The sequence below is a fragment of the Nocardioides sp. genome, assembly GCF_004803405.1.
Lineage (GTDB): Bacteria > Actinomycetota > Actinomycetes > Propionibacteriales > Nocardioidaceae > Nocardioides > Nocardioides vastitatis.
In genome coordinates, this window is the sequence record NZ_SSXI01000101.1 from 1 (window position 1) to 1,880 (window position 1,880).

3 protein-coding genes are annotated in these 1,880 nt (G+C 74.0%); 1 reads left to right on the forward strand and 2 read right to left on the reverse strand.

Going from position 1 to position 1,880, the window contains the following annotated elements:
• Nucleotides 1–267: hypothetical protein (locus E7Z54_RS07685; RefSeq protein WP_431188800.1), on the forward strand; the 267-nt coding region annotated here is incomplete at its 5' end.
• 18 nt (nucleotides 268–285) lie between these two features.
• Here the strand turns inward: E7Z54_RS07685 and tsaD are convergent.
• Nucleotides 286–1,335, reverse strand: a complete 1,050-nt coding sequence (tsaD, locus tag E7Z54_RS07690; protein ID WP_136432532.1) for a tRNA (adenosine(37)-N6)-threonylcarbamoyltransferase complex transferase subunit TsaD — start codon at nucleotides 1,333–1,335, stop codon at nucleotides 286–288.
• Nucleotides 1,335–1,880 (reverse strand): ribosomal protein S18-alanine N-acetyltransferase (gene rimI / locus E7Z54_RS07695; RefSeq protein WP_240769572.1); only part of this gene is annotated, 546 nt, incomplete at its 5' end. The genes tsaD and rimI, both read right to left, overlap by 1 nt.

A 1,880-nucleotide genomic window follows, 5' to 3' on the forward strand; every position in this document is an offset into this window, starting at 1 on the left:
ACCGCCGGCGCACCTGTCAGCCGCGGCAACGGCCGTGGCGGCGCGGGTGGTCGTGGCGTCGCCAGTCCCGGGTCACCGGGTGGCCGCAGCGCAGGCAAGGGCGGCAAGGGCGGCAGCGCCGGCGGCCGCCTGGGTGCTGCGGGGGTCGGTGGTGGTGCTCGTGGTCGCGGCAGGAACGACGAGGACCAGCGGGACGACCGGGAGCTGTTCGACGACGGGCAGGACTGGGTCGACGACGAGGGTGCGGCACCCGGCGTCCTCGGCTGACCCGGGCCCTCCGGGAGCTCAGCCCGCCAGGACCTCGGTGACCGGCAGGCTCGAGTCGGCCGGTAGGTCCAGCGGCGACGGCTGCCGATTGCGCGCGACCATCGCGGACCCGAGGGCAGCGACCATCGCGCCGTTGTCGGTGCAGAGGCCGGGCCGCGGGACGCGCACTCGGATGCCGAGCCTGCCTGCCCGCTCCTCCGCGAGCACACGCAGCCGCGAGTTGGCCGCGACTCCGCCGCCGATCATGAGGTCCTCGATGCCCTCGGCGCTCGCGGCGTCCAGTGCCTTGCGCACCAGCACGTCGCACACCGCTTCCTGGAACGACGCGGCGACGTCGGCCACCGGCACCGGCTCGCCCGAGCGCTCCCGCGCCTCGACCCAGCGGGCCACCGCGGTCTTGAGACCGGAGAAGGAGTAGTCGAACCGGTGCCGCTCGAGGTCCCGGCGGCTGGTGAGCCCGCGCGGGAAGTCGATGGCGACCTTGTTGCCGTCGCGCGCCGCGCGGTCGATATGCGGGCCGCCGGGGAACGGCAGCCCCAGCAGCCGGGCCACCTTGTCGAACGCCTCCCCGGCCGCGTCGTCGATGGTCGCGCCCATCGGGTCGACCCCGGTGGTGATGTCGGTGACCTTGAGCAGGCTCGAGTGACCACCCGAGACCAGCAGCGCGAGGCACGGCTCGGGCAGCGGACCGTGCTCGAGCTGGTCCACCGCCACGTGGGCGGCCAGGTGGTTGACGCCGTAGATCGGCTTGCCGAGGGAGAGCGCGAGCGCCTTGGCCGAGGCCACGCCCACCAGGAGGGCGCCCGCCAGGCCCGGACCATGGGTCACGGCGATCGCGTCGACGTCGGCGAGCCTCACGCCGGCGGTGTCACACGCGCGCTGGATCGTCGGCACCATCGCCTCGAGGTGGGCGCGACTGGCGACCTCCGGTACGACGCCACCGAAGCGCGCGTGCTCGTCGACGCTGCTCGCGACGGCATCGGCGAGCAGCGTCTGCCCGCGCACGATGCCGACACCGGTCTCGTCGCAGGAGGTCTCGATGCCGAGGACCAGCGGCTCGTCGGGGATCACGGAGCCATTGTGACGGGTGTGCTGAGCACCAGCGCAGTGGTGCCGTCGCGGTAGTAGCCCGGGCGGCGGCCGAGCTCGGTGAATCCGTGCCGTGCGTAGAAGCTCTGGGCGGCCGCGTTGTCCTCACGGACCTCGAGCAGAAGTCGTCCTGCGCCCTCGCGGGCGGCGTGTGCGCGCGCCGCGTCGAGCAGGGCGCTCGCCACGCCGGTGCGCCGCAGCCCGGGAAGCACCGCGACCCGTTGCAGCTCGGCGTCGACGTCCACGACGCTGACGACGGCGTAGCCGGCGAACGTCCCGTCGCGCTCAACGACGAGGTAGCTGACCGTCGGGAGGCTGCCGTCGGCGCCTTGGGCGACCAGGTTCTCCGACCACGGGTCGGGGAACGCCTCGGCTTCGAGAGCGGTGATGTCCTCGACGTCGTCGACGGTCGCCCGCCGGACGGCGGTCACCGGGGTCACCGGTTCGCGGGCGTCTCGGGGAGCAGCACTGCCTTCGGCGGACGCGGAGGTAGAGCGGCTCGGGCTCGCCGGTCTGCACGGCGC